Below are 22,156 nucleotides of genomic sequence, written 5' to 3' on the forward strand. Positions count from 1 at the left end.
GCATTGCGGACTCTACTCGGACATCGAGCTAGGTCCGAAAAGTGCCAAGAGCGGCACGCAGCCAACCTACGCGATAAAACGTGAGTGGCCTGTTTTGGATTAGTGGCGCATAATATGGCATGTCAGAATCACATCATCGATCCTGTCAGTGTGGAGCGGTTTACAGCCGCACCGAGTCTATGGCCCCCGGCCGGCAGATTAGCAGCTTTGAATGCTCCGTGTGCAGCGTGACCATGGAAAGCTGGAACACGACATGGGTGCCCACCTATCGTTTGATCGCCGGTCCCGTTAGGGACGTAGAACAGAGCCCTTAAGCCTCAATTTGGCGGCCCTCTCTGATGCGAAAGCCCGGCGATTGTGCCGGGCGATCGCAAATATGCGCTCTAGGAAGGAAAGTAGGATTTTGAACTAATGCAAGATACCTGTCTATCCGGGGCAATACGGCGGCCTTTACGTTGGCGCTTGCAGTTGTCCGCGAAGCCATGCGTTCGTTCGGGGGGACTTCATCGGATCGATTAGTTCGACCACGGTCTGATGGACGTGATCGCACGCAGGGCATTCGAACGTCCGGATGTCGAAGCCCAAGGGGCCGGGGGTAATCCGCGCTAACATGGTTCTTGTTTGGCACGCGGGGCAAAGTGGTCGCACGATGATCATGATGCTTCGCCTTGGCTAGGGCGAGAGCGCTACAGAACTCTCAGTCACCGGTAGATACCGAGGGGGCGGTGATGCGACCAGCATGGGCCCCGTCGCGATCCCGCCGCTGGTCAATATTGCTCACTTTCGAAAAGTTAACACGGCTTTAATGTCGCAGTTTTAGAAGGCTAGTGCGAGCCAAGCGATCAAGGGATAAGACAGGCAAGTTGCGCATTGAAAAGAGTATGAGCCAGCCAAGTAGGAGAGAGGGACTCGTACCGGAGGCGTAGCGCGAACAATACAACGCCCAACAGGACCATCGCTGCGCCCCAGATGAAGCCGAGTGGATAATAAGATTGGCGGCGCAAATCAGGCTGCCCAATAGCAAATGGTGAAGTCCTTCCAGCCATGCCGACGAAGCCAAGCCACCAATAACCCGCGATAGAGAATTTCCTCGCTCACCGGCGTTGTAACCACGAACAGAAAAATGACTATCGCGACTGAATGCGCATCATTGAGATCGATGCGAACTTGCTGACTGTGGCCACCAGTTACGTGAGTTAGCCAATGTGTCACGATGGGAACGCCGAACATGACGAGACCATGAAGCCCGCGATGCTCGCTGTGAGGGCCGGCCAGGTCAACCTACGAAATAGGAAAACGTCCCGTCGCATTTCGCTGTGCATCGACCAGAGCCACGCCAACCCCACGGCGATCCAACTGCCGACCGCGTAGGACAACAGCCCATAGAGCCTCATGCTCGCTGGCGTTGGTAGTTCCACGGAGAACCCGTCTCGCGGTAAAATCGCCTGACGTTCAGCCCGCCGACACCCGAGGAATATTGCCTTTGCCCGATCCGCGCGATTTTCACACGCCGCAATCGTCCTACACCAGGGCAGAACTGCTACGATCGAGCGAAGGCGGCTATTTTGGTCCGGGCAATGCCCAGTTGCCGGCGCCCCCGATGCTGATGATCGACCGCATCACGGAGATCAGCCTGGCCGGCGGCGAGTTCGGCAAGGGCCATGTCATCGCTGAACTGGATATCGCGCCGAAACTCTGGTTCTTCGATTGTCACTTTCGCGGCGACCCCGTGATGCCGGGATGTCTCGGACTGGATGCGATGTGGCAGATCATCGGCTATTGGCTTGGCTGGTCGGGCTCGCCGGGCAGGGGCCGCGCCGTCGGCGTCGGCGAGGTGAAATTCCGGGGAGACATAAAACCGGACGTCAAGCGCGTGCGATACGAGGTTCACATGCGCCACGTGAGGCGCGGCAAGCTCGCTGTTGGAATCGCGAACGGCAGTGTGTTTGCAGACGGCGCCTGCGTCTATCTCGCCAAGGACATGAGGGTCGGCCTGATCGAAACCGCGGTGTGAGGGGCGGCTTCCTCAGAAATGATGGACCCCCAGCGCCGAGAATGCGCCGTCATGCGGCTCATGGCCGTCCATCGTCGGCTGGCCGAGAAAGCCAAGTTGCAGCGGGATCGGGTGCAGGAATGAGGTCGGTATCGCGCCTGCGGTGTCGAGCATCGGAATGTCGTGCTGCGCGGTGTCGGAAAAATCCGTGGCGCTGGACGTCAGGCCGGAAAGGTTTGTCGCCAGCGGCTCGAGCAGGCCGCTGGCGGGCGCGTCGTGGATCAAGCCGGTAACCGTGCCGGTCAGGCCGTCGAGAAGATGGTTCACGGTGCCTGTCAGGCCCGTCGTCAGTTGCCCGACGGTGGTGCCCAGGCCCGCGATGGTGCTCGACACCGTTGCAAGCGCCGTATCGACGATGCCGGTGACGGTGTCTGCAAGATTGTGAACAGTTGCGCCAAGATCGAACGAAGGTGACGCGATGCCGGCGCCGGATGCGCTACCCGCGCCCGCCGCTGGCGCGTGATCCGGCGATGCGCTGAAGCTCGGTGACGCGGGCGATGCAAAGGCGTCCGTGACAAGCACTTCGCCTGATGACGCGGCGGCGGGCGTCGCGTTTGCGTCCTGCGGCAGAGCCGTTGCCGTGGCATCGGTATGGATCGCAAGCGAGAGGTCGGCGGTCGGAGTTTCGATCGCGCCGGCATGCTGGTCGTCGTGATGCGGGTCGGGATCGGTCGGCGCCAGCGACGCCGGGATAATCTCTGCTGGATGCGCCGGCGCAGCGGCCGGCTGTGCCGCGCGCGCCCCCTCGTGCTCCAGGCGGTGCAGCACGGTGTCGGCGTCGTTGAGCAGGCCGAGCAGCATGGTGGCGAACGCAACCGATTCGGTTGCCGAGATATGACGGCTGCGCTCGGCCTCGTCGGAGCGGCGCGCGTTTTTCTCGGATTCGGCCATGGCCACTCCTCCTCAGCGCTCGCGGAACGCGCGGGTGATTTCGTCGCGCAGCGGTCCGAGCAGATATTCGAACAGGGTGCGCGGCCGCGTCGGCACGATCACTTCGGCCGGCATGCCGGCCTGCAGATCGATGCGTGATTTCTTGACGTCGTTCGGATCGAGCGCGACCTCGACGGCGTAATAGCCCTGTCCGGACTTGTCGTCGGTCAGGCGGTCGGCGGACACGGTGTGCACGGTGCCGTGGAGCCGGGGCCGCTCGATATAGTTGATGCCGGTGAGCTGCACCTCGGCGCGGTGGCCGACGGCGACGTCGTTGATGTCCGAGAGCTTCAGCCTGGCCGCCGCGATCAGCGGGTTGTCGGTCGGCACGATGTCCATCAGCCGTGCGCCAGGCTGGATCACGCCGCCCTCGGTGAAGACGTCGAGGCCGACCACCGAGCCGGTCGCAGGCGCGGTAATCCGCGTTCGGGCCATCACGTCGGTGGCGGCGTCGATCTTGGGTGCCAGTTCGGCGAGCTTGTTCTCCGCCGCGCGCAACTGGTCGGTGATCTCGCTCATGCGCGCGCGCTCCACCCTGGCAAGTTCAAGGTCGTTCTGCGCGATCTGCTGCTGCATACCGGCGATGCTGGCCTGCTGCGCGCCGATATCGGCCTGCAGTTTGGCGTCTTCGCGCTGCAAGGCGAGGATGCGGGTCTTCGGCGTATAGCCCTGCGCGAACAGATGCTGCGCGCCGTTCATTTCGTCCGTCAGCAGTTCGCGCTGCTTCTCGGTACCGGCAAGCTGCGCCTGCGTGCCGGTGATCTGCGCCTCCAGCTCCTTGATCTTGCCGCGCAACACCGCCGTCTCGGCTGCGAACTGATGCTTGCGCGCCGCCATCATTGCCGTCTCGTTGGCCATGGCCTGGCGCACGGCGGACAGCTCGCTGCGCGCGCGCAAGTTTTCGTCGAAATCAGGTGCGTCGCTCTTGTCGCGTTCGGCCATCAGCCGCGCGCGCGTGGCCAGCGCCGCGTCGCGGTCGGCGATCAGCACGTCGAGCTTGGCGCGCGGATCGCTGTCGTCGAGCCGGATCAGCAGCTGGCCTTTTTCGACGCGCGCGCCGTCGCGCACGGTAAGCTGGCGCACGACGCCGCCATAAGGATGCTGCACGCTCTGCCGCCGGCCTTCGACCTGGAGATTGCCGCTGGCGATCGCCGCACCCGAGATCGGCGCCAGCGTTCCCCACATCGTCATCGCGGCCGCGAATGCCGCGACCACGCCGGCACCCAACAGCGCCGGCCGCGCCGGCCGGGCGTAACGCGCGCGGTCGCGCAGCGGGGTGAGGCCGTCAATCGCGGTCATAACGCGCGCCCCGCGGCGGCCTGCTGCAAGGCGTGATAGACCTCGCCAGGCGGGCCGAGCATATCGAGCATGCCGCCCCGCAGCACCATCATGACGTCGACGATGTCGAGGATGGTGGTGCGGTGGGTGATCACGATGATGGTGGCGCCCTCGCTCTTGGCCTGCAGCAGCGCCACCTTCAGCGCCTCTTCGCCGGGCGCGTCGAGATTGGCGTTGGGTTCGTCGAGCACGAGCAGCGGCGGCCGGCCGAGCAGCGCCCGCGCCAACGCCAGGCGCTGGCGCTGTCCGCCGGACAGGCCGACGCCGCCGGGGCCCAGCCGCGTGTCGTATTGCTTGGGCAGGTCGAGCACCATCTCGTGGATGCCGGCGCGCTTGGCGGCGTCGATGATCTCTTCCGTCGAGGCGTTGCCGAAACGAGCGATGTTTTCGCGCACGGTGCCAGCGAACAGGCCGACATCCTGCGGCAGATAGCCGACATGGCGGCCGAACTCGAGCGGGTCCCAATGGCTGTAGTCGAGTCCGCCGAAGCGCAGCCGTCCATCGGCCGGCGCAATGGCGCCGACCAGGAGCCGGGCCAGCGTGCTCTTGCCGGAGCCGCTCGGGCCGACGATGCCGAGCGCCTGGCCGCCGCCAAGCTCGAATGTCAGGTCCCTGATGACGGGTTCCTTGCGCGCCGGCAGCAGGCAGCGCAATTCGCGCACCTCGATCGTATTCCGTGCTCGCGGCACGATGGTGTGCGGCGGCGTCAGGTCGATGTCGCCGAGCAGCTCGCGCACTTCCGCATAGGCCTCGCGCGCGCCGATGAATTGCTTCCAGGTGCCGACCGCCTGCTCCACCGGGACCAGTGCCCGGCCCATCACGATGCTGGCGGCGAAGATGGTCGCTGGCGTGATGGCGTGGTCGATCGCGAGCCACGCGCCGGTACCGAGCATCAGCGATTGCAACAGCAGGCGGAAGAAGCGGATCGAGGAGGTCATCACCGCGTTCTTGTCGCTGGCCTGCGCCTGCTGCAGCAGCATCGAGGACCGCTGGCTCTGCCAGTTGCGCTCCACCGCCGGCTGCATGCCCATCGCGCGGATCACATCGGCATGGCGCAGGATGTTTTCGGTGAACACGTAGGACTGGTTGCCGGCGGCCTCCGCCTGCTTCATCGGCTCGCGGGTCATGACTTCGTTGAGGCCGGCGAGCCCGAGCAGCAGGATGGCGCCGATGGTCGCGACGACGCCGAGCAAAGGATGGATGAAGAACAGCAGCATCAGATAGATCGGGATCCACGGCAGGTCGAACGCGAAATAGATGCCGGGGCCGGTCACGAAGGTCCGGAACTGATCGAGATTGCGCAATTGCTGCGCGCCGCGCGATGCGCCGCGCTGCGCCGAGCGCACCACCAGAGCCTCGAACACGCGCGCCGACAGCTCCATGTCGAGGCGGATGCCGCAGCGGATCAGGATCCAGGAGCGTACCGCATCCAGCGCCGCCATGGTGAGCAGCGCGATGGCGAGGATCAGCGTGAGGAGGACGAGCGTAGAGACATTCTCGTTCAGCAATACCCGGTTATAGACCTGCATCAAATAGAGCGGCGAACTCAGATAGAGCAGGTTGATGCCGCTGGAGAACAGCCCGGCCCAGAGGAAGTGCGGCCACAGCGCGACCAGCGCCTGGCGAACGTCATCGATCCGGCGCCGCGGGGCGATGGATTCGTCGAGGGCGGTCAGCGTGCCCGTAGGCATTCGGCGATCACCTTAAGCGAGTTGATACAATGCTGCGATCGGCCTGTGCAGGCGCAGGCCGTAAAGACGTGACGTGGGGATGCACTCCCCACGCCGCGCGATTTTGCAAATGTCTGGACTCAATCGGAGTTAGGCGAGGCCGTGGAGCAAACCGCCGACATCGAGATGACCGACATCGGCGCTGGCACCGATCAGGGTCGGTGCGGAAACCGATGCGTCGATACCGTCAAGCCCGGCAGAGAGATCGATGCTCGGGTTCGTCTCGATGACGGCGCCGAGATCGAGCGTGTGCGAGAGGTCAGCCGTGCCGCCGGCGCTTGCGGAAGCGCTACCGCTGGCGCTTGCGCTGCCAAGGACGCCGGTGGCGGTTCCGAGCAGGCCATCGACGGTACCAAGCAGGTTTCCGAGTAGTGCAGCCATGTAGTCAAACTCCTATAAGGTTGGCTGGAATGCGACGAACGTCGCGCTGCACAAAGCTCCGAGAGTCAGAAAAGGTTGCGGACTCACATGCGGCCATTTGGTGATCATTTGTTGGGAGCGGAACTGGCAGGATTACGAACACGCGCGTCACAGGCCGGCCATGCGCTGTGCCATTGGCGTTCGCATCGAAGCGGGGCATTGGCGCGCGGGCGATGATGTGAAATGTTCCCGGAACTATGTCTGGAAAGTCGATGTCGGAACAAAATGCGGATGTCGTGGTGCTCGGCGCGGGCATCGTCGGTGTATCAACAGCCTATGCCGCGCGGCAGCGCGGAATGTCGGTCGTCCTGATTGACCGGCGCGAGCCGGGCAGCGAAACCTCCTATGGCAATGCCGGCATCATCAGCAGCGGCTCGGTATCGCCGCTCAACAATCCATCGCTGTGGAAGTCGCTGCCGAAATATCTGGGCAACCGCCATGCGGCGTTGCGCTGGAATCCGCTCTGGGCGGTTCGAAACGCAGGATGGGTTGCGCGCTTTCTGGCGAATTCGGCGGCCTCTCGGTTTGAGCCGCGCGCGACAGCGCTGCATGGATTGATCGGTGCATCGGCCAAGCTGCACCGGGAATGGATCGTGAAGGCGGGAGCGGGTCATCGCCTTCGCGAGACCGGCTGGCTCCGCGCGTGGCGCAGCGATGCGGTCGCATCGGCGAAGCAGGAGCAGGCGCTGCTGGCCGACTATGGCATCGTCAGCGAGTTGCTCGACCGCCAAGCCATCTCCGCACTCGAGCCAGACATCGTGCCCGTCTACAAAGTTGGTTTGCTGCACACGGAGACCGCCTCGGTCGATTCGCCGGGCGCGGTGGTCAAGGCCTATGCGCGGATGTTCGAAGGCGCCGGCGGCGACGTCAGGCAGGCGGAGATCAAGACGATCGTACCGGACGGCGATCGCTGGCGCGTGGCGCTGGCTGGTGGCGCGATTTCGGCGCGGCATGTGGTGGTCGCGCTGGGACCCTGGTCGGCGGATCTGTTGCGGCCGCTCGGCTATCGCGTGCCGCTGGCCTATGAGCGCGGCTATCATCGCGAGTTCAAGCCGAACCCCGCGCGTTCGTTGCGCCGTCCGATCTACGACATCGACGGCGGTTTCATCATGACCCCGATGGAGCAGGGCATCCGCGTCACCTCGGGCGTCGAACTGACCGACCGCGACGCGCCGTCCTCATTCGCCCAACTCGATCAGGTCGTTCCGATCGCGCGTAGCGTGGCCGAATTCGGCGACGCCGTTGGCGAAGCATGGCGTGGCTCACGGCCAACGCTGCCAGACAGCCTGCCGATGATCGGTCCCGCCCCGCGGCATGCCGGGCTGTGGCTTGCTTTCGGCAACCAGCATATCGGCTTCACGACCGGTCCCGCGACCGGCGCCTCCATTGCCGCCATGATCGGCGGTGTGCCACCGTCGTACGATGTGACGCCGTTCGCGCCGGGCCGTTACATTTGATAACGCCGCTGGCGCAGCGTCGCTGCCCCGGCGGCGACCAGCATGAAGAAGCCGAGCACCCCGCTCACCCCGGCGGTGACGAAGAACGGCTTCGCGTCTGCGCCGGGGCTGAGATCGAGCACGATCGGCGGCGATGCGGTCGCGATGTTGTTCTTGCGGTAGTGCTCTCTGACGGCCCCCGGAAGGCCATCACGCACCAGAACGCCCGGTTGCGTCGTCATCTGGAAGGCCGGCGTCCCCGGCGAAAGCATCAACATGCTGCCGCCGGGCGGCATATAGGCCGTAATGTTGGTCTTCATGAAATAGACGAGAGGCTGGCCCGGACGCCAGGTCGGCGGAGTCAATGGAATGTAGCGGTCGAGCGTCGTTGTGCTGCCGGATTTGGTCCCGAACTCGACGATGTATTCGGTTCGCGCGATGCCGGTGATCGTCACATGTGTTGATCGCGGCGTGTCGCCCTTCGACAGATCGAGGCTCTCGACGTCGACCGTTTCCATCGACTTCGCGTAGCCGTACCAGCCGGCACCGGCCGCGACCGCCAGGGCCACGACGCCCAGCACGGCGAAAATCGCGGATGATCCGGCGCCCGAGCCGGCAGTGCGCAGTTGATCCTGCATGCCGGAGACGCTGACAAGCACGGCGGCTGGACTGAGCAGGACCAGGATCGGAACGATCAGGGTGAGCCTCACCTGGTAGGAGCCGTAGTTCTCCAATTGCCACTCGGCGGCCAGCCGATAGAGCCCGGCGTAAGCGTACCACTCGTAGAAAATATAGGCGCAGGCTGCCGCCATGTAGAGCCAAATAACCATTTCAGAACGGACTTCATCATTCCTCCAATGCGAGCACCGGCTGCAAATGCGCGGGCCGCGACGCTCGGTCGGGATTGCGTCAATCCTGCGGTGCGGACTGAGACATATTTGGACGTCACGGAATAAAGACGGATGACTTGCGCTTTTTCTTTGGGGCCACGAAAATGATCGGTCGCACCTGCCCGGCAGCATAAAGCGGCCGAGCAGCATCGCGAGCGCCGCAAGCAAGGCATCAGTTGGACTCGTTCGCTGCCGACGGGCCCTGACGTGCAGCCCAGCGGCCGTGCGGAGCCATCTTGGCGCAGATCGCTCGAAAAATGAGCGGTGGCCTTTCGAAAAGTCACGCAGGGGAGGGCCCGAGCCTGCGACCATCTTGAGCCGGCGGATCCTGATGCCGAATTGGTCCGGGAATGGCCCAGTTTGCTCAATCAGAGGGGCGAGAGATTGCATTGCGCGTTGGCACACACATTGCAACTATCGCAATAGGCTGTCGTCGCGGCGGGAAATCATTGCAATCGTCTCTTGCATGGGGCGACACTTTGGTGACACTTGCGCTTGCTTCGTCGACCTAAGAATGCGCCTGCGCGCCGGTCGGCGCTGGAGTTTGGTGGATGTTGCGTCTGATTGCCCGGCGTCTTGCTCTCGGCGTGCTGGTCGCATTGACCGTGATGACGCTTGCGTTCCTGCTGACGCGGTTGTCGGGCGACCTTGCGGTTTCGATCGCCGGCCCTGCGGCGACGCAGGCCGACGTCGAGATCGTGCGCAAGGCCTATGGCCTCGATCGCCCGCTCTATGTCCAGTTCTTTGCCTGGGTCGGCCGGGCCATGGTCGGCGATTTCGGCCAGAGCTATTTCTTCAAGGACAGTGTCGCCAACCTGATCCAGAAGCGCCTGCCGATCACGCTGACGCTCGGCCTGGTCGGCCTGAGCCTCGCCTTGGTCATCTCGATTCCGCTCGGCATTCTGGCGGCGCTGCGCGAAAACACCTGGGTCGACCGCAGCGTCACCATGTTCACGATGGTCGGGCAGGCGGTGCCGAGCTTCTGGCTCGCGCTGATTTTGATGATCGTGCTCGGCTTGCAGCTCGGCGTGTTGCCGATCTCCGGCACCGGCACCTGGCAGCATTTCGTGATGCCGGGCATCGTGCTCGCCTTCACCGCCATCCCGGCGCTGACGCGGCTGACGCGCTCCGGCATGATCGAGGCGATGGCCTCGGACTATATCCGCACCGCGCGTGCGAAAGGCCTGTCGCGGGCGCGCATCATCTTCAAGCACGCGTTGCGCAACGCCGCCATTCCCGTGGTGTCGATTGCCGCCGTGCAGCTCGGCTTCATGCTGGGCGGCTCGATCGTGATCGAAACCGTGTTCGCGCTGCATGGCGTCGGCTATCTCGGCTGGGAGAGCATCGCCAAGAATGATTTCCCGGTCGTGCAGGCGGTGGTGCTGGTGCTGGCCGTGTTCTATATTGGCCTCACGCTGCTTGCCGATATCCTCAATGCGCTGCTCGATCCGAGGCTCAGGACCGGATGAGCGAACCGATTGCCATTCAGGCCCCGCAACCTTCGAGTGTCGGCGCGTCGCGCATCGGCACCGCGGGCTTTGCGATCGGCATCGCCATCGTCGCGGTCGTCCTGTTCGCGGCGCTGTTCGGCAATGCGTTGGTGCCGGCGGATCCGTTCACCCAGGATCTCGGCAACCGCCTCAAGCCGCCGTTCTGGATGGAGGGTACCCAGGCGGGCCATTGGCTCGGGACCGACCAACTCGGGCGGGACTATCTGGCGCGGCTGGTCTATGGCGCGCGCATTTCGCTCCTGATCGGCATCATGACCGTCATCACGTCGGGCCTTATCGGCATCACGCTCGGCGTGCTCGGCGGCTTCTTCGGCGGCCGCGTCGATGATTTCGTGCTGTTCGCCATCACAACGCGGTTGTCGATTCCCGTCGTGCTGGTCGCGCTTGCAGTGGTCGGGCTGATGGGATCGGGCCTCGGGCTCGTCGTCGCCACCCTTGGCCTGCTGTTATGGGACCGCTTTGCCGTGGTCGCGCGCGCCACCACCATGCAGGTCCGCAACAACGACTATGTCAGCGCCGCCTGGTGCGCCGGCGCCTCGATGCCGCATATACTCATCAAGGAGATACTGCCCAATATCGCGAGCCATCTCGCCGTGGTGGCTACGCTGGAGATGGCGCTGGCGATTTTGCTCGAAGCCGCGCTGTCGTTCCTGGGGCTCGGCGTGCCGCCACCGCTGCCGTCCTGGGGACTGATGATCGCCGAGGGCAAGGACTACATGTTCTTTTCGCCGTGGGTGATCATGATTCCTGGCGTCGCGCTGTTTATTCTGGTGCTCGGCATCAATCTGGTCGGTGACGGCTTGCGCAATTTGCTCGGCGCGGAGCGGTTGCGATGAGCGCGCTTCTGGAAATCGAAGGGCTCGAGGTGACATTCGGCCGCACCGCCGCGGTGCGCGGCGCCTCGTTCCGGGTCGAGCGGGGCGAGACCCATTGCCTGGTCGGCGAGTCCGGCTGCGGCAAGTCGGTCAGTGCGCTCGCGGTCATGAGTCTTCTGGCCCGCGGCGGCCAACGTTCGGCGACAAGGATGAGCTTTGCCGGCACCGATCTCACCTCGCTGTCGGACCGCGAGATGGCGCGCATTCGCGGCAATCGCATGGCGATGATCTTCCAGGAGCCGATGACCAGCCTCAACCCGGCCTTCACCATCGGTTCGCAGATGGCGGAGGTGATGACGCGCCACAAAGGCGGCTCGCGCGCGGCTGCGCTCGAACGCGCCGCCGAACTGATGGCCCGCGTCGGCATCACCGCGCCCGGCATGCGACTCGGCCAGTTTCCGCATCAACTTTCGGGCGGCCTACGCCAGCGCGTGATGATCGCGATGGCGCTGATGTGCGATCCGGAATTATTGATCGCCGACGAACCGACCACCGCGCTCGACGTCACCGTGCAGGCGCAGATCCTGCGGCTGCTGGCCGGCCTCAAGCGCGAGCTTGGCCTCTCGATCCTGCTGATCACCCATGACCTCGGCATCGTCGCCCGCGTCGCCGATCATGTGTCTGTCATGTACGCCGGCGAGGTGGTCGAGCGCGCGCCGACCGCGGAATTGTTCCGCGCGCCGCAACACCCCTACACGCGCGGCCTGTTGTCCTGCGTGCCGGTGCCGGGTCGGGTGCAGCGCGACCGGCCGCTCGGCTCGATTCCGGGCGTGGTGCCGGCGATCGGCGCGGGCTTTGCCGGATGCGCGTTTCGTTCGCGCTGCGCACACGCCAACGAGACATGCACGCGCGCGATACCGCGGCGGCAGGCGGGCGACGCACATGATCATCTTTGCCGGCTTGAGCCGGACTGGGCGGAGCCGCAACCTGCATGACCGCCGCGATCGAGGTTCAGAATTTACGGTGCGAGTTCCGCGTGCGCACCGGCATGATGTCGCAGGAAAAGCGCGTGATCGCGGTCGATAATGTCACGTTCAGCGTTCCGGCCGGCAGCGTGCTCGGCGTCGTCGGCGAGTCCGGCTGCGGCAAATCCACGCTGGCGCGCCTGATTCTCGGACTGCTCAAGCCGACGGCGGGCACCGTGCTGGTCCATGGCAGGAGTCTGTTCGATCTCGACCGCAAGGCGCGGGCGCGGCTGATCCAGCCGGTGTTCCAGGATCCGTTCGCTTCTCTCAATCCGCGCCGGCGCATCAAGGACATCGTGGCGCTGCCGCTGGCAGCCCAGGGCACGTTCTCGCGCGGCGAGATCGAGCGCCGCGTCGGTGGCATTCTGGAGCGCGTCGGCCTCTCGGCTGCGATGGGCGAGCGCATGCCGGCGCAACTCTCCGGCGGGCAGCGCCAGCGCGCGGCAATTGCCCGGGCGCTGGTGCTGGAGCCGCGAATCGTGATCTGCGACGAACCGACCAGCGCGCTCGACGTCTCGGTGCAGGCCCAGATCCTCAATCTCCTGGCTGACCTGCGCCGCGATCTTGGGCTGACCTATCTCTTCATCAGCCACAATCTCGCCGTCGTCGAGCATGTCGCAAGCGAAGTCGCTGTGATGTATCTCGGCCGGTTCGTCGAGCGCAACGAAACCGACGCGCTGTTTCGCGCGCCCCGGCACCCCTACACCCAGGCGCTGCTGGAAAGCGTGCTGACGCCAGAGCCGGGCAAGGGCGTGCCGGATATCGGCCTCGGCGACGCCATGCCCGATCCGTCCAACATTCCGCCGGGCTGCCGCTTCAACCCGCGCTGCCGAATCGCGGTCGAGCGCTGCCGGCATGAGACACCAACGCCCATGGTCCGGCCGCCCGCGGGGATGGTAGAATGTCATCTGGCATGAGGGGCGTGCTTCACGCCGCTTGTAAACGGAAAATAATGGAGAGCGATATGCGCATGCAAAACAAGCTCCGTGTTGCAATTCTGGCGGCGGTTCTGTCGGGTGCCAGTGTGTTGCCCGCGGCGGCACAGAAATCGGCCGATACGCTGCGCATCGTGATGCGCGACGCGCTGCCCAACATCGATCCCTTCTACAACAACCTTCGCACCGGCGTGGTGATGCATCACCAGGGCTGGGACGCTTTGGTATACCGCAATCCAGACACCTTCAAGCTCGAGCCATTGCTCGCCACCGAGTGGAAGCTGCCGGACCCGACCACGATCGAGTTCACCTTGCGGCCCGGCGTCAAATTCCACGACGGCAGCTCGCTCACCGCCGACGACGTCGTCTACACCATCAATATCGTCGCCGATCCGGCGAGCCGCGTCTCGACGCCGTCGAACTACAATTGGATCGACAAGGCGGAGAAGACCGGCGATCTGTCGGTGCGCGTCACGCTGAAGCGACCGAACCCGGCGGCGCTGGAATATTTCGCGCTGGTGCTGCCGATCTACCCCAAGGCCTATCGCGAGAAGGTCGGCGCGGAGGGCTATGCCAAGGCGCCGGTCGGCGCGGGCCCCTACAAGATGACCAAGGTCGAGCCCGGCGTCTCCATCGACTTCGAGCGGTTCGAGGATTACTGGGCCGGCAGTCCCAAGGGCAAGCCGGCGATCAAGAAGATGAGTGTGCGTTTCGTGCCTGACGCCGCGACCGAGATGACGGAGTTGCTCGCCGGCCGCGCCGACTGGATCTGGAACATGAATCCGGACCAGCTCGAATCCGTGAACCGGATGCCGCATCTGCAGTCGGTGCGCAAGGAATCGATGCGGATCGGCTATCTCTCGCTCGACGCCGCCGGCCGCACCGGCGCCGACAATCCCTTGACCAAGCAGAAGGTGCGTCAGGCGATCTGGCACGCGATCGACCGCAAGGCGATCGCCGAGAAGCTCGTCACCGGCGGCAGCCGCGTTCCAGGCGCGCCGTGCTTCCCGTCGCAGTTCGGCTGCGATGCCGAAGCCGCCGTCGCCTACGACTACGATCCCGCGAAGGCAAAGAAGCTTCTTGCCGAGGCCGGCTATCCCGATGGTTTTGATGTCGAGCTTGCAAGCTACGTGCTGCCGCAATGGGGATCATCCGTCCAGAACTATCTGCACGCGGTCGGCGTTCGCGCCAAGCTCAACCAGTTGCAGACCGCGGCGCTGATCCAGCGCGCCAAGGCCGGCGAACTCAGGATGTATCTCGGAAGCTGGGGCAGCTATTCGATCAACGACGTTTCGGCCATCATGCCCAACTTCTTCGATGGCGGCGCTGACGACTATGCCAGGGATCCCGAGGTGCAGAAATCGCTGATCCAGGGCGGATCATCCATCAATCCGGAGATTCGCAAGGAGGCCTATTCGGCGGCGATCAAGAAGATCACCGAGCAAGCCTACTGGGCGCCGCTGCACACCTATGTGACGACCTATGGCCATTCGAAGCAACTCGACTTCACGCCGTATCCGGACGAGCTGCCGCGGTTCTATCTGGCGAAGTGGAAGTAAGGCGGGTTCTCGCTACTTTTGCCCGCTCCAAGATTCTGCGCGGGGCTTCGGCCCCGCGACCGAATGTTGAACCAACGCCACGAAAAATCCCCGCCTACGCTTGCGATTTGCGCCACGCGGAGCCGGACTATTTTTGCGTGACCGGCCGGGCGCTGGCGGTCCGCATGCCGAAAATTCCCGAATATTTAATCTTTCGGCTGCATAGTAGCTTTTTTGGATACTGTCTCCTTTGATGTCCCCGGAGCTTTTCGCGATGGTCGAAACCCGGATTGCGCCACGTGTTCGCGTCATGAAGGCCGCCAAGATCGAGTATGGCGGCGATAAGTATGCCTGTACCGTGCGCGATATATCCACCACGGGTGCGGCGCTGGATTTTCCGGACCTGATCCGTATTCCCAATGAATTCACCTTGATCCTCCCTGAAGACGGATTGAAGCTGCCTTGCCATGTCGTTTGGCGCAGGGAGTACAGGGTTGGCGTGGCGTTCGACTAGCCCGGCGAGATTCCTCAGTCGCCGAACCGCTCGATGACATCCGCGAGTGGGATATGGTCGACACAAGCGCCTGTTCCCGAAGCAATGTCTCCGCTCTCCAGCGCCGTTGCATGGATGACGGCGGGGTCGGCCTCAAGGCGCCGGCGCAAGGCGGCGAGTTTTGACCAGCGTGCCGGATCGGCGACCTGATGGAAATCGAGCCATCGCGCGACGCCAATCAGAATCCCGTCGGCCAGCGTCGGGCGCTCACCCATGAGAAAGGGCTGATCCCCGATCATGGCTTCGAGCTTGTCATGCCGTTCGATCACCTGCGCGGCGCCGAACTCACGCAGCGGTGCCTGCATTTGCGGATTCGGTTGCGCCATCTCCATCGCGACCCATAGCGGCGAGAAGGCGCCGGTGAAGCCGGTGTTAACAAAGGCCATGAGCTGGTGCATCCGGTCTGCTTCCGGCGAAAGCGGTTCGAAGCTGATGCGTCGCTCGCTGTCTCTTGCCTCGAGCCAACTGGCGATCGCCATCGTCTCGGTCAGCACCCGCCCTGCATCCGTGATCAGGGCCGGCGTTTCATGCCGGGCATTGATGCGGGCGTAGGAAGGATCGCGCATCTCGCCGAGCATATCGACACGGCAGAGCGAATAGGGTTTGCCAAGCCATTCGAGGGCTGCGACAAGCCCCATCGAGCTTCCGGCCGGAAAGCCATAAAGAAGAATCGGTTCCACTGGTTTGTTCTCCGTGATTTCTGCTGATCACGCTGCGCAGCGTTGACTGGAATCTACGGATCGCGCTGCCCAAGTAAATTACGCACCTTTTTGTAACCACGAGCAATCAGATGAAAGATCTCGTCTCCCGCTGCCCGATCGAGGAAGTGATGCAGGTCATGAGCGGTCGATGGCCGACGCTGCTGATCTACTATCTGAAGCAGGGCACGAAACGCTTCAGCGACCTGCGCAGGGACAACCCCGCGATCTCGCACAGGATGCTCACGTTGGAGCTTCGCAAGCTGGAGGACGCCGGCATTGTCGCTCGCACCGAATTCGAGGGATATCCGTTGCGCGTGGAATATGACCTGACACCGGCCGGTCTCAAACTCGTGCCGCTGCTTGACGCCCTGGGTAACTGGTGGGATGCGACTGAAGCCGGCCGTAGTCAGGCCGGCTCGTTGCCGGTCCGGGCCACGGAATAATTCTGCGAGCAGTTGTCCGAGGGTGACGAAGTCATCAATCGCCGCGGCGCTGGCGGTCGCGATAGGCTCGGGTCTTCTCCCGGTTTCCGCATCGGTCCGATGAACACCAGCGGCGATTGCCCGGCTTGGAGCGATCGTAGAAGACCCAGTGGCACTCGTCGGAACTGCATATCTTCATACGTTCAAGTCTGCCGCTGTCGGACAGGCGCACGAGCTCGGCCAGAACGCCTCCAAGCCCGCTGCTCGCGCGCCGCACAACCGGCCGCAAGTCGAGCGAACGCTTTCGGGAAGCCGTGACCGACAAGGGAAACCGGGCGGCGGAGCGTTCAAGCTCGATGGCTGCAACGCTCTGCTGCGTCGGCGAGGAGCTCAGAAACCGCCTGAGGGCTGTGCGCAGCTCGAGCGCTTCGCGGTGCTGGGCTTGCGAAATCCGGGTGCCGGATTTTAACAGGCCGCGGGTCTGCAGCCATTTTTCGAGCTGTGCCGGCGTCTCCAGTTCGTCACCGGGCTCATGGGCGACGCCCTGCTCGACGTACCGGCGCAGGTCGACCGAGTTCACGAAGTCGTACAGCAGCGCGATATCGCCGGGAACCGGGAATTTTTCCGAATGCCTCATGACACCAGCATAATCTTTTTACTGGTCTCTGCAACTAACACCTATTATTGGCGTTAGCTGGTGTCGACCGCGGCGGAAGATCCGCGGGCCTCAGCAGAGGAGAATTCGCAAATGGCTCATTCCCCGATCTCGACCGAGGAGGTGTCCTACCGGAAGCGTGCGGCGGTGCTGGATACCAACATGGCTTACGTCGATGTCGGCGAGGGCGATCCGATCGTCTTCCTGCACGGCAATCCGACGCCGTCATATCTGTGGCGCAACATCATCCCGTATCTGCTGCCCTATGGGCGTTGCCTTGCGCCGGACTATGTGGGCATGGGCAATTCGGGCCCTGCGCCGGACGGAAATTACCGGTTCGTCGATCATCGCCGCTACCTCGATGCCTGGTTCGAGACGATGGGCTTGACGAGGAACGTGGTCCTCATCGTCCACGACTGGGGCTCGGCGCTGGGCTTTGATTGGGCCCGTCGCAATGCCGGCCGCGTGAAGGCGATTGCCTATATGGAGGGAATTGTGCGGCCGTTCGCGTCCTGGGATGAATGGCCCGCCGCGACGCGCGCCTTCTTTCAGGGGGCAACGGACCGATCGCGGCGAGGATCTGATCCTCCGGCAGAATCTGTTCATCGAATATCTGCTCCCGCTGCGCCATATCCCCGAGGAGGCGATCGAGGTCTACCGACGCCACTATCGCAATCCCGGTCTCTCGCGCATGCCGATGCTGGTCTGGACGCGCGATCTGCCGATCGGCGGAGAACCGGCAGATGTGGTGGCGATCGTCGAAGACTACGCGCGATGGCTCTCCGCCAGCCCGATACCGAAACTTTTCATCGACGCCGATCCGGCCGGTTTTCTGATTGGCGCGCAGCGCGAATTCTGCCGCGCCTGGCCCAACCAGCAGACCGTCATGATCCAGGGTGCGCACTTCCTGCAGGAGGAAGCGCCTGACGAGGTCGGCAAAGCGCTGGCTCGCTTTGTTGCCAATGTCCGCGCAGGAGCCATGGGCTGAAACGCCATGAAGGATCTGCATTTCCTGGAACTGACTGACCTGGCGGAACTGATCCGGACGCGAAAGATATCGCCGGTGGAGGCGACCCGTCAGCAGCTCGAACGGGTCGCAGCGCTGGACGGCACGCTCGCCAGCTATGCGGTTGTGACGGCCGAGCGCGCGATGGCAGAGGCGCGGACGGCGGAAACCGACATTGCCGCCGGTCGTTATCGCGGACCGCTGCACGGGGTGCCGCTCGCGGTAAAGGACCTGTTCTGGACACAGGATGTTCCGACCGCGGCAGGGACGACAATCCACAGGAGTTTCAAGCCGACCGAGGACGCCACCGCCGTGCGGCGTCTGCGGGAAGCGGGCGCCGTGCTGCTCGGCAAGTTGCAGATGACGGAGGGCGCTTATTCCGACCATCACCCTGAGATCACGTCGCCCCGCAATCCGTGGAACGCCGATTATTGGCCCGGCATCTCTTCAAGCGGGCCGGGTGTCGCGGTGGCAGCCGGGCTTTGCCTCGGCGCACTCGCCTCTGACACGGGCGGCTCGATCCGCTGGCCGTCGGCCGCCAACGGCCTGACCGGCATCAAGCCGACATGGGGGCGGGTGAGCCGCCACGGCGTGTTCGACCTCGCACCGAGCCTCGATCACGTCGGGCCGATGGCACGCAGTGTCGCGGACGCCGCCGCGCTCCTGACCGCCGTCGCCGGTGCCGACCTGGCTGATCCGACCGCATTGCAGGAGCCGGTGGTGAATTTCGCGGCGATGGCGAACCCGGCCATCGGCGGCCTCAAGATCGGCGTCGATCGCGACTGGGGCCGCAGAGACGTCGATCCGCAGGTGCTTGCGGTTCTCGATGACGCGGAGCGCGTACTGTCCGCGCAGGGCGCTGAGCTTGTGGAAGTGCAGGTGCCTGATGTCACCCAGGCCGTGGCCGATTGGGCTCCTAATTGCGCCGTGGAAGCCGCGGTCGCCCACAGGGCGACTTTTCCCGAGCGCCGGGCGGAGTACGGCCCGGTGATGAGCATGGTTCTCGATACCGGACGCAGCTTGTCGGGCCTCGACTATCAGGACGTGCTGTTGCGGCGCATGGCTTTCCGCGGCCGCATGCGCGCCTTGTTCGGAAAGATCGACCTGCTTCTCGTACCGGCGCATCCGTTCGCGCCGCTGTCCCTGAAGACCATGGGGACAATGGGCCTGCAGCCCGAACTGATCGCCAGGCTGCAAGCCTACACCGCTCCCTTCAACATGACCGGCCAGCCGACGTTGACCCTGCCCGGAGGGTTCAGCGCCGATGGCTTGCCGATTGCATTCCAGATGGTGGCCGCCGATCTCGGCGAGGCGACGCTGATCCGCGCCGGCATCGCGTTCCAGAGCGCGACGGACTGGCACCGTCGGCATCCCGTGCTCTAACGCCGACCGAGCTCAGCTCGCAGGCAGACCGGCCGCAACCATCAATTGCATGATCCGCTCGGCAGCTTCGATGTAGACCGGGCTGGAATTCTTCTTGGGCGTCGGGACGTTGTGATAGGTCGAGCCCGGCCGCAATTCGCGGCCTTTTTCCATCGCCGCTCTCGCTTCTTCGGTTTTGCCCATCTGCTGATAGGCCGCCGCAAGCAACATATGCGTGCGCCCGCTGGCTGCCGTGATTGCGATCGACTTCTGCAGCCACGGCACCGCGTCTTCGGCTCGGCCCATCAGCATATTGGCCCAGCCGGCGCCGATCATCCAGGTCCAGCGCGAGACCTGCGGCGTGTCGAAGCGGTCCGCCTGCTTGAACGTCGCGAGCGCATCCTCGAAGCGTCCCGTTTGGATCTGCGCAAGGCCGATATGGTACAGCGCAATCCCGTTCCAGGGATCGAAGCTCAGGGCCCGCGCGCACGCCACCAGGCTCGAGCCGAACTGGTTGGTAGCGTTGAGGAAGCGGCAATAGGCTTCATTCGCCGGGATGTGATTAGGTTTGGCGCGCAGCGTCTGCTGCAGCACCGCCTCGGCCTTGGTTTCCGCCACCTCGCGCTCGGCTCCGCTCAGCCACACCATCTGCACACCGCGCATCAGGAGTGCGGCGAGCGCGATCTGAACGTCTGTGTCGTCGGGGTCCTCGGTGAGCGCTTGTTCCAGCATCGCCTGCGCGGCCTTGAATCGCTCCGGCGAGGTTTGATTGATATGAGCGGTGGCCTGTTCTATCACGACCTTGCTCTTCGCAGCGGATCGCGGGTCGGCGTTCAGCAATTCGTTGAGGCGCACGGCCAGTGCGTGACCAACGCCCGCCGCGAGCCGGGACTGCTGGAGCGGCACGTCCATATCTTCCGTGACGGCGACGGAATGCGAGGCGGTCCACTTGACCTCGCCGGTATCCGTTGCGGTCATGCGCACCCGTATTGTCCAGGCGTGCTCGCTCCTCTGCAGTTCGCCCTTCACGACGAAGTCGGCTTTCGATGCAGCCATATCCGGAGCCAGCACGCGGATGTTCTCGATCTTCGCCAGCCCGTCGGTCAGCCGTCCGCTCACATTAGCCGCCATCTGGGCGGCGAGGGGATCGTTGCTCGCGTCCGCGATCGGCATCACCGCGATGGTCGCGGGCCCACGCGCAAAGATGAGACCGGGGCGCAACATCCACGCGGCTATCGCGGCGCACAGGATGGCAAGCCCCGCGATGGACGCGAACGCGGCGCGCCGCCGGCTGAAGTCGAACAAGCGCTTCGCGGGTTCGCTGTTCGTTTCGAACGTCAATTTCGTGCCTGATCCGGCTGGCGCAGCCTGGCTGACGGGCGCTTTCCGGCGCGGCCGTGACCTCGACCTCCGTCACCTCGGCCTCGAACAGATAGCCGCGGCCGGAAATGACCCGGACTACCTGCCGCTTGTCGTCGCCGAGAGCGGTGCGGATTTCGCGGATGCACTGGAACAGGCTGTCTTCGCCGACATGGACGTTCGGCCAGACGGCTTCCATCAACTGCTGCTTGCTCAAGACGCGGCCGGCATTCTTGGCGAGCAGCCGCAGCATCTCCAGCGTCTTGGGCCGGAGCTTGATCGTCCCGCCATCGGGCCGGCGCAGTTCAGCGCGCTCTGGATCCAGCTCAAAACCAGAAAAGCGCAGCACCGTCCCCTCCAACCGGCAACGGACCCCATTTAGTGCCGGGATCGACCCTAAAAATGTGCCCAACCGCACAGGTTCGCCGAATATCAGAAAAATTTCAGAATGTCTCAACCGCGGCTTCAGGACACCGCCGCCGCCGCAATGCGATGTTGCTAATGCCCACTGAGGAGCGGCATGGGGGAATCCGGGTGAGATCGAAGGTGTCTGTGCGAAGCTCCGCGTGCCGGGGTGCTGTAGATGGCTGGTTACGGCCGGCTTTCCCCCGCCAAAATGAAATGGCGCGGCAGCTCTCAATCGGCGCCGCCTTCGAAGGCGAGTGCTGCAATGTTACCCGCGGCTCCGTCGGCAAAGATGTCGTGTGCGATGTGTAATCGGCTTCACAATCGGACCGGCATCTTCATGCTAAAATCAGTTCGCCCCGCCTACGACCTCTCCCTTGATGAAGCCGATCAGCCCGCAGCGCAAGGATCGAATGGTATGGACGACGTCCTGAACCTCGCCCAGGTCACGGCCGAGCTGTCCTATCTCAATCGTCTGGAGGAAAGACGCGAGACCAATGTGGCGAGTTTGAAGCGCCTGAAGGAAGCCCGCGACGAGCTCCTTGATAGAGGTGGGGAAGTCGCGAGGGCGACCTCACGAACATCTTAGCGCAGCCGAGCAAGAACCTGCGGGCGGCACACGATCGTTTCATTTCGCCTCCGGCGCCGGGGGATCTCCCTCCCGGGTTGTTAGTCCGTTGGCTTTGCACCATTCCCTCAGGGCTCTTTCGGTCGCCCTGTTCTCGAAATCGTACCATCGATCGAGCGCGTTCCTGCGCAGCAGCAGACTCCTGAACCGCGCATAGGCGCCCCGCTTGCTGAAGATCCGCCGGATTTCATCGAATTCGCCTGGGAGACATTCTCTGGCGAACTCGAGCACCAGCGCCTTGCCGAGATCGAGTTCCTTCTTGTCGGGGATCACAAGATACTTTTCCTCGTCGTCGGCATCGTCCGGCCACGCTTCGATGTCTTCGTCCAGGTCGGTATGCCAGAAAATCTTGCCGGTCTTCCGGCAAAGGACGGCCTCATTCCCCATACTGACGAACTCGACCGTATGTTGGAGCTCGTCCCAGTCGACTAGCATGGATGCTCT

The 22,156-nt window shown here is 63.9% G+C and carries 23 protein-coding genes; 12 read left to right on the forward strand and 11 right to left on the reverse strand.

Annotated features, from left to right (window positions below):
- Positions 1-1,005 precede the first annotated feature (1,005 nt).
- Complete coding sequence (locus ACH79_RS14065; RefSeq protein WP_161851554.1) at positions 1,006-1,230, reverse strand: CPBP family intramembrane glutamic endopeptidase; 225 nt, start codon at positions 1,228-1,230, stop codon at positions 1,006-1,008.
- Positions 1,231-1,483: 253 nt separating this feature from the next.
- Here ACH79_RS14065 and fabA point away from each other — a divergent pair, with 253 nt between their 5' ends.
- On the forward strand, positions 1,484-2,014 hold the full coding sequence (gene fabA, locus ACH79_RS14070) for a bifunctional 3-hydroxydecanoyl-ACP dehydratase/trans-2-decenoyl-ACP isomerase (RefSeq protein WP_161851555.1): 531 nt from the start codon (positions 1,484-1,486) through the stop codon (positions 2,012-2,014).
- Positions 2,015-2,026: 12 nt separating this feature from the next.
- Here fabA and ACH79_RS14075 read toward each other — a convergent pair whose 3' ends face one another.
- The 4 genes from ACH79_RS14075 to ACH79_RS14090 form a co-directional block, all read right to left on the reverse strand.
- The gene (locus ACH79_RS14075; protein ID WP_161851556.1) at positions 2,027-2,944 is read right to left on the reverse strand and encodes a hypothetical protein; all 918 of its coding nucleotides are present in this window, start codon (positions 2,942-2,944) and stop codon (positions 2,027-2,029) included.
- A 12-nt stretch (positions 2,945-2,956) separates the two neighbouring features.
- The gene (locus ACH79_RS14080; RefSeq protein ID WP_161851557.1) at positions 2,957-4,282 is read right to left on the reverse strand and encodes an HlyD family type I secretion periplasmic adaptor subunit; all 1,326 of its coding nucleotides are present in this window, start codon (positions 4,280-4,282) and stop codon (positions 2,957-2,959) included.
- A complete protein-coding gene (locus ACH79_RS14085) occupies positions 4,279-6,012 on the reverse strand; it encodes a type I secretion system permease/ATPase (RefSeq protein ID WP_161851558.1) in 1,734 nt (577 codons plus the stop codon). The genes ACH79_RS14080 and ACH79_RS14085 overlap by 4 nt, the downstream gene beginning before the upstream one ends.
- A gap of 129 nt (positions 6,013-6,141) precedes the next feature.
- Entirely contained in the window at positions 6,142-6,432 is a 291-nt protein-coding gene (locus ACH79_RS14090; RefSeq protein WP_161851559.1) for a hypothetical protein, read from the reverse strand.
- A gap of 251 nt (positions 6,433-6,683) precedes the next feature.
- On the opposite strand from ACH79_RS14090, the gene ACH79_RS14095 reads away from it, so the two are divergent.
- Positions 6,684-7,928 carry an FAD-binding oxidoreductase gene (locus ACH79_RS14095; RefSeq protein ID WP_246738532.1) on the forward strand — a complete coding sequence of 415 codons (1,245 nt, stop codon included), beginning with the start codon at positions 6,684-6,686 and terminating at the stop codon, positions 7,926-7,928.
- Here the strand turns inward: ACH79_RS14095 and ACH79_RS14100 are convergent.
- Complete coding sequence (locus ACH79_RS14100) at positions 7,919-8,737, reverse strand: hypothetical protein (RefSeq protein ID WP_161851561.1); 819 nt, start codon at positions 8,735-8,737, stop codon at positions 7,919-7,921. The two genes, ACH79_RS14095 and ACH79_RS14100, sit on opposite strands and share 10 nt — an antisense overlap.
- Positions 8,738-9,348: 611 nt before the next feature.
- Here ACH79_RS14100 and ACH79_RS14105 point away from each other — a divergent pair.
- The 6 genes from ACH79_RS14105 to ACH79_RS14130 all read left to right on the forward strand — a co-directional run bounded on the left by ACH79_RS14105 (position 9,349) and on the right by ACH79_RS14130 (position 15,135).
- On the forward strand, positions 9,349-10,266 hold the full coding sequence (locus tag ACH79_RS14105; RefSeq protein ID WP_161851562.1) for an ABC transporter permease: 918 nt from the start codon (positions 9,349-9,351) through the stop codon (positions 10,264-10,266).
- The gene (locus ACH79_RS14110; RefSeq protein WP_161851563.1) at positions 10,263-11,144 is read left to right on the forward strand and encodes an ABC transporter permease; all 882 of its coding nucleotides are present in this window, start codon (positions 10,263-10,265) and stop codon (positions 11,142-11,144) included. Before ACH79_RS14105 ends, ACH79_RS14110 begins: the two co-directional genes overlap by 4 nt.
- On the forward strand, positions 11,141-12,118 hold the full coding sequence (locus ACH79_RS14115; RefSeq protein ID WP_161851564.1) for an ABC transporter ATP-binding protein: 978 nt from the start codon (positions 11,141-11,143) through the stop codon (positions 12,116-12,118). The genes ACH79_RS14110 and ACH79_RS14115 overlap by 4 nt, the downstream gene beginning before the upstream one ends.
- Positions 12,115-13,065 (forward strand): ABC transporter ATP-binding protein, encoded by a 951-nt coding sequence (locus ACH79_RS14120; protein WP_161851565.1) that lies wholly within the window; start codon positions 12,115-12,117, stop codon positions 13,063-13,065. Before ACH79_RS14115 ends, ACH79_RS14120 begins: the two co-directional genes overlap by 4 nt.
- Before the next feature lie 47 nt (positions 13,066-13,112).
- A complete protein-coding gene (locus ACH79_RS14125) occupies positions 13,113-14,642 on the forward strand; it encodes an ABC transporter substrate-binding protein (protein WP_161851566.1) in 1,530 nt (509 codons plus the stop codon).
- 253 nt (positions 14,643-14,895) lie between these two features.
- A complete protein-coding gene (locus tag ACH79_RS14130; RefSeq protein WP_065751826.1) occupies positions 14,896-15,135 on the forward strand; it encodes a PilZ domain-containing protein in 240 nt (79 codons plus the stop codon).
- Positions 15,136-15,149: 14 nt separating this feature from the next.
- Here ACH79_RS14130 and ACH79_RS14135 read toward each other — a convergent pair whose 3' ends face one another.
- Positions 15,150-15,854, reverse strand: a complete 705-nt coding sequence (locus ACH79_RS14135) for a glutathione S-transferase family protein (protein WP_161851567.1) — start codon at positions 15,852-15,854, stop codon at positions 15,150-15,152.
- 110 nt (positions 15,855-15,964) lie between these two features.
- Between ACH79_RS14135 and ACH79_RS14140 the strand changes: the two genes are divergently transcribed.
- On the forward strand, positions 15,965-16,318 hold the full coding sequence (locus tag ACH79_RS14140) for a helix-turn-helix domain-containing protein (RefSeq protein ID WP_161851568.1): 354 nt from the start codon (positions 15,965-15,967) through the stop codon (positions 16,316-16,318).
- Positions 16,319-16,352: 34 nt separating this feature from the next.
- Here the strand turns inward: ACH79_RS14140 and ACH79_RS14145 are convergent, their stop codons facing one another.
- Positions 16,353-16,934: a CGNR zinc finger domain-containing protein gene (locus ACH79_RS14145; protein ID WP_161851569.1), complete on the reverse strand. Its 582-nt coding sequence runs from the start codon at positions 16,932-16,934 to the stop codon at positions 16,353-16,355.
- A 180-nt stretch (positions 16,935-17,114) separates the two neighbouring features.
- On the opposite strand from ACH79_RS14145, the gene ACH79_RS14150 reads away from it, so the two are divergent.
- Both ACH79_RS14150 and ACH79_RS14155 read left to right on the forward strand, forming a co-directional pair.
- Complete coding sequence (locus tag ACH79_RS14150; protein ID WP_246738671.1) at positions 17,115-17,879, forward strand: alpha/beta fold hydrolase; 765 nt, start codon at positions 17,115-17,117, stop codon at positions 17,877-17,879.
- Between the two features lie 67 nt (positions 17,880-17,946).
- Positions 17,947-19,341 carry an amidase gene (locus ACH79_RS14155; protein ID WP_161851570.1) on the forward strand — a complete coding sequence of 465 codons (1,395 nt, stop codon included), beginning with the start codon at positions 17,947-17,949 and terminating at the stop codon, positions 19,339-19,341.
- 12 nt (positions 19,342-19,353) lie between these two features.
- Here the strand turns inward: ACH79_RS14155 and ACH79_RS14160 are convergent, their stop codons facing one another.
- Positions 19,354-20,544, reverse strand: coding sequence for a tetratricopeptide repeat protein (locus tag ACH79_RS14160; protein ID WP_246738533.1), 1,191 nt, complete (start codon positions 20,542-20,544; stop codon positions 19,354-19,356).
- Positions 20,441-20,932 carry a winged helix-turn-helix domain-containing protein gene (locus tag ACH79_RS43885; protein ID WP_246738672.1) on the reverse strand — a complete coding sequence of 164 codons (492 nt, stop codon included), beginning with the start codon at positions 20,930-20,932 and terminating at the stop codon, positions 20,441-20,443. The genes ACH79_RS14160 and ACH79_RS43885 overlap by 104 nt, the downstream gene beginning before the upstream one ends.
- Before the next feature lie 330 nt (positions 20,933-21,262).
- Between ACH79_RS43885 and ACH79_RS14165 the strand changes: the two genes are divergently transcribed.
- Positions 21,263-21,673 (forward strand): hypothetical protein, encoded by a 411-nt coding sequence (locus tag ACH79_RS14165; protein ID WP_161851571.1) that lies wholly within the window; start codon positions 21,263-21,265, stop codon positions 21,671-21,673.
- A 39-nt stretch (positions 21,674-21,712) separates the two neighbouring features.
- Here the strand turns inward: ACH79_RS14165 and ACH79_RS14170 are convergent, their stop codons facing one another.
- Positions 21,713-22,147: a hypothetical protein gene (locus ACH79_RS14170; RefSeq protein WP_161851572.1), complete on the reverse strand. Its 435-nt coding sequence runs from the start codon at positions 22,145-22,147 to the stop codon at positions 21,713-21,715.
- Between the last annotated feature and the right edge of the window lie 9 nt (positions 22,148-22,156).

This window comes from Bradyrhizobium sp. CCBAU 051011 (genome assembly GCF_009930815.1).
Lineage (GTDB): Bacteria > Pseudomonadota > Alphaproteobacteria > Rhizobiales > Xanthobacteraceae > Bradyrhizobium.

Excerpts from the sequence above, each read along its gene's own strand:
- ACH79_RS14065 (WP_161851554.1), bottom strand. The coding sequence starts at position 1,230 with ATGTTCGGCGTTCCCATCGTGACACATTGGCTAACTCACGTAACTGGT.
- ACH79_RS14075 (WP_161851556.1), bottom strand. The coding sequence starts at position 2,944 with ATGGCCGAATCCGAGAAAAACGCGCGCCGCTCCGACGAGGCCGAGCGC.
- ACH79_RS14080 (WP_161851557.1), bottom strand. The coding sequence starts at position 4,282 with ATGACCGCGATTGACGGCCTCACCCCGCTGCGCGACCGCGCGCGTTAC.
- ACH79_RS14085 (WP_161851558.1), bottom strand. The coding sequence starts at position 6,012 with ATGCCTACGGGCACGCTGACCGCCCTCGACGAATCCATCGCCCCGCGG.
- ACH79_RS14090 (WP_161851559.1), bottom strand. The coding sequence starts at position 6,432 with ATGGCTGCACTACTCGGAAACCTGCTTGGTACCGTCGATGGCCTGCTC.
- ACH79_RS14095 (WP_246738532.1), top strand. The coding sequence starts at position 6,684 with ATGTCGGAACAAAATGCGGATGTCGTGGTGCTCGGCGCGGGCATCGTC.
- ACH79_RS14100 (WP_161851561.1), bottom strand. The coding sequence starts at position 8,737 with ATGGTTATTTGGCTCTACATGGCGGCAGCCTGCGCCTATATTTTCTAC.
- ACH79_RS14105 (WP_161851562.1), top strand. The coding sequence starts at position 9,349 with ATGTTGCGTCTGATTGCCCGGCGTCTTGCTCTCGGCGTGCTGGTCGCA.
- ACH79_RS14110 (WP_161851563.1), top strand. The coding sequence starts at position 10,263 with ATGAGCGAACCGATTGCCATTCAGGCCCCGCAACCTTCGAGTGTCGGC.
- ACH79_RS14115 (WP_161851564.1), top strand. The coding sequence starts at position 11,141 with ATGAGCGCGCTTCTGGAAATCGAAGGGCTCGAGGTGACATTCGGCCGC.
- ACH79_RS14120 (WP_161851565.1), top strand. The coding sequence starts at position 12,115 with ATGACCGCCGCGATCGAGGTTCAGAATTTACGGTGCGAGTTCCGCGTG.
- ACH79_RS14125 (WP_161851566.1), top strand. The coding sequence starts at position 13,113 with ATGCGCATGCAAAACAAGCTCCGTGTTGCAATTCTGGCGGCGGTTCTG.
- ACH79_RS14130 (WP_065751826.1), top strand. The coding sequence starts at position 14,896 with ATGGTCGAAACCCGGATTGCGCCACGTGTTCGCGTCATGAAGGCCGCC.
- ACH79_RS14140 (WP_161851568.1), top strand. The coding sequence starts at position 15,965 with ATGAAAGATCTCGTCTCCCGCTGCCCGATCGAGGAAGTGATGCAGGTC.
- ACH79_RS14145 (WP_161851569.1), bottom strand. The coding sequence starts at position 16,934 with ATGAGGCATTCGGAAAAATTCCCGGTTCCCGGCGATATCGCGCTGCTG.
- ACH79_RS14150 (WP_246738671.1), top strand. The coding sequence starts at position 17,115 with ATGGCTTACGTCGATGTCGGCGAGGGCGATCCGATCGTCTTCCTGCAC.
- ACH79_RS14155 (WP_161851570.1), top strand. The coding sequence starts at position 17,947 with ATGAAGGATCTGCATTTCCTGGAACTGACTGACCTGGCGGAACTGATC.
- ACH79_RS14160 (WP_246738533.1), bottom strand. The coding sequence starts at position 20,544 with ATGTTGCGCCCCGGTCTCATCTTTGCGCGTGGGCCCGCGACCATCGCG.
- ACH79_RS43885 (WP_246738672.1), bottom strand. The coding sequence starts at position 20,932 with ATGCTGCGGCTGCTCGCCAAGAATGCCGGCCGCGTCTTGAGCAAGCAG.
- ACH79_RS14165 (WP_161851571.1), top strand. The coding sequence starts at position 21,263 with ATGGCTGGTTACGGCCGGCTTTCCCCCGCCAAAATGAAATGGCGCGGC.
- ACH79_RS14170 (WP_161851572.1), bottom strand. The coding sequence starts at position 22,147 with ATGCTAGTCGACTGGGACGAGCTCCAACATACGGTCGAGTTCGTCAGT.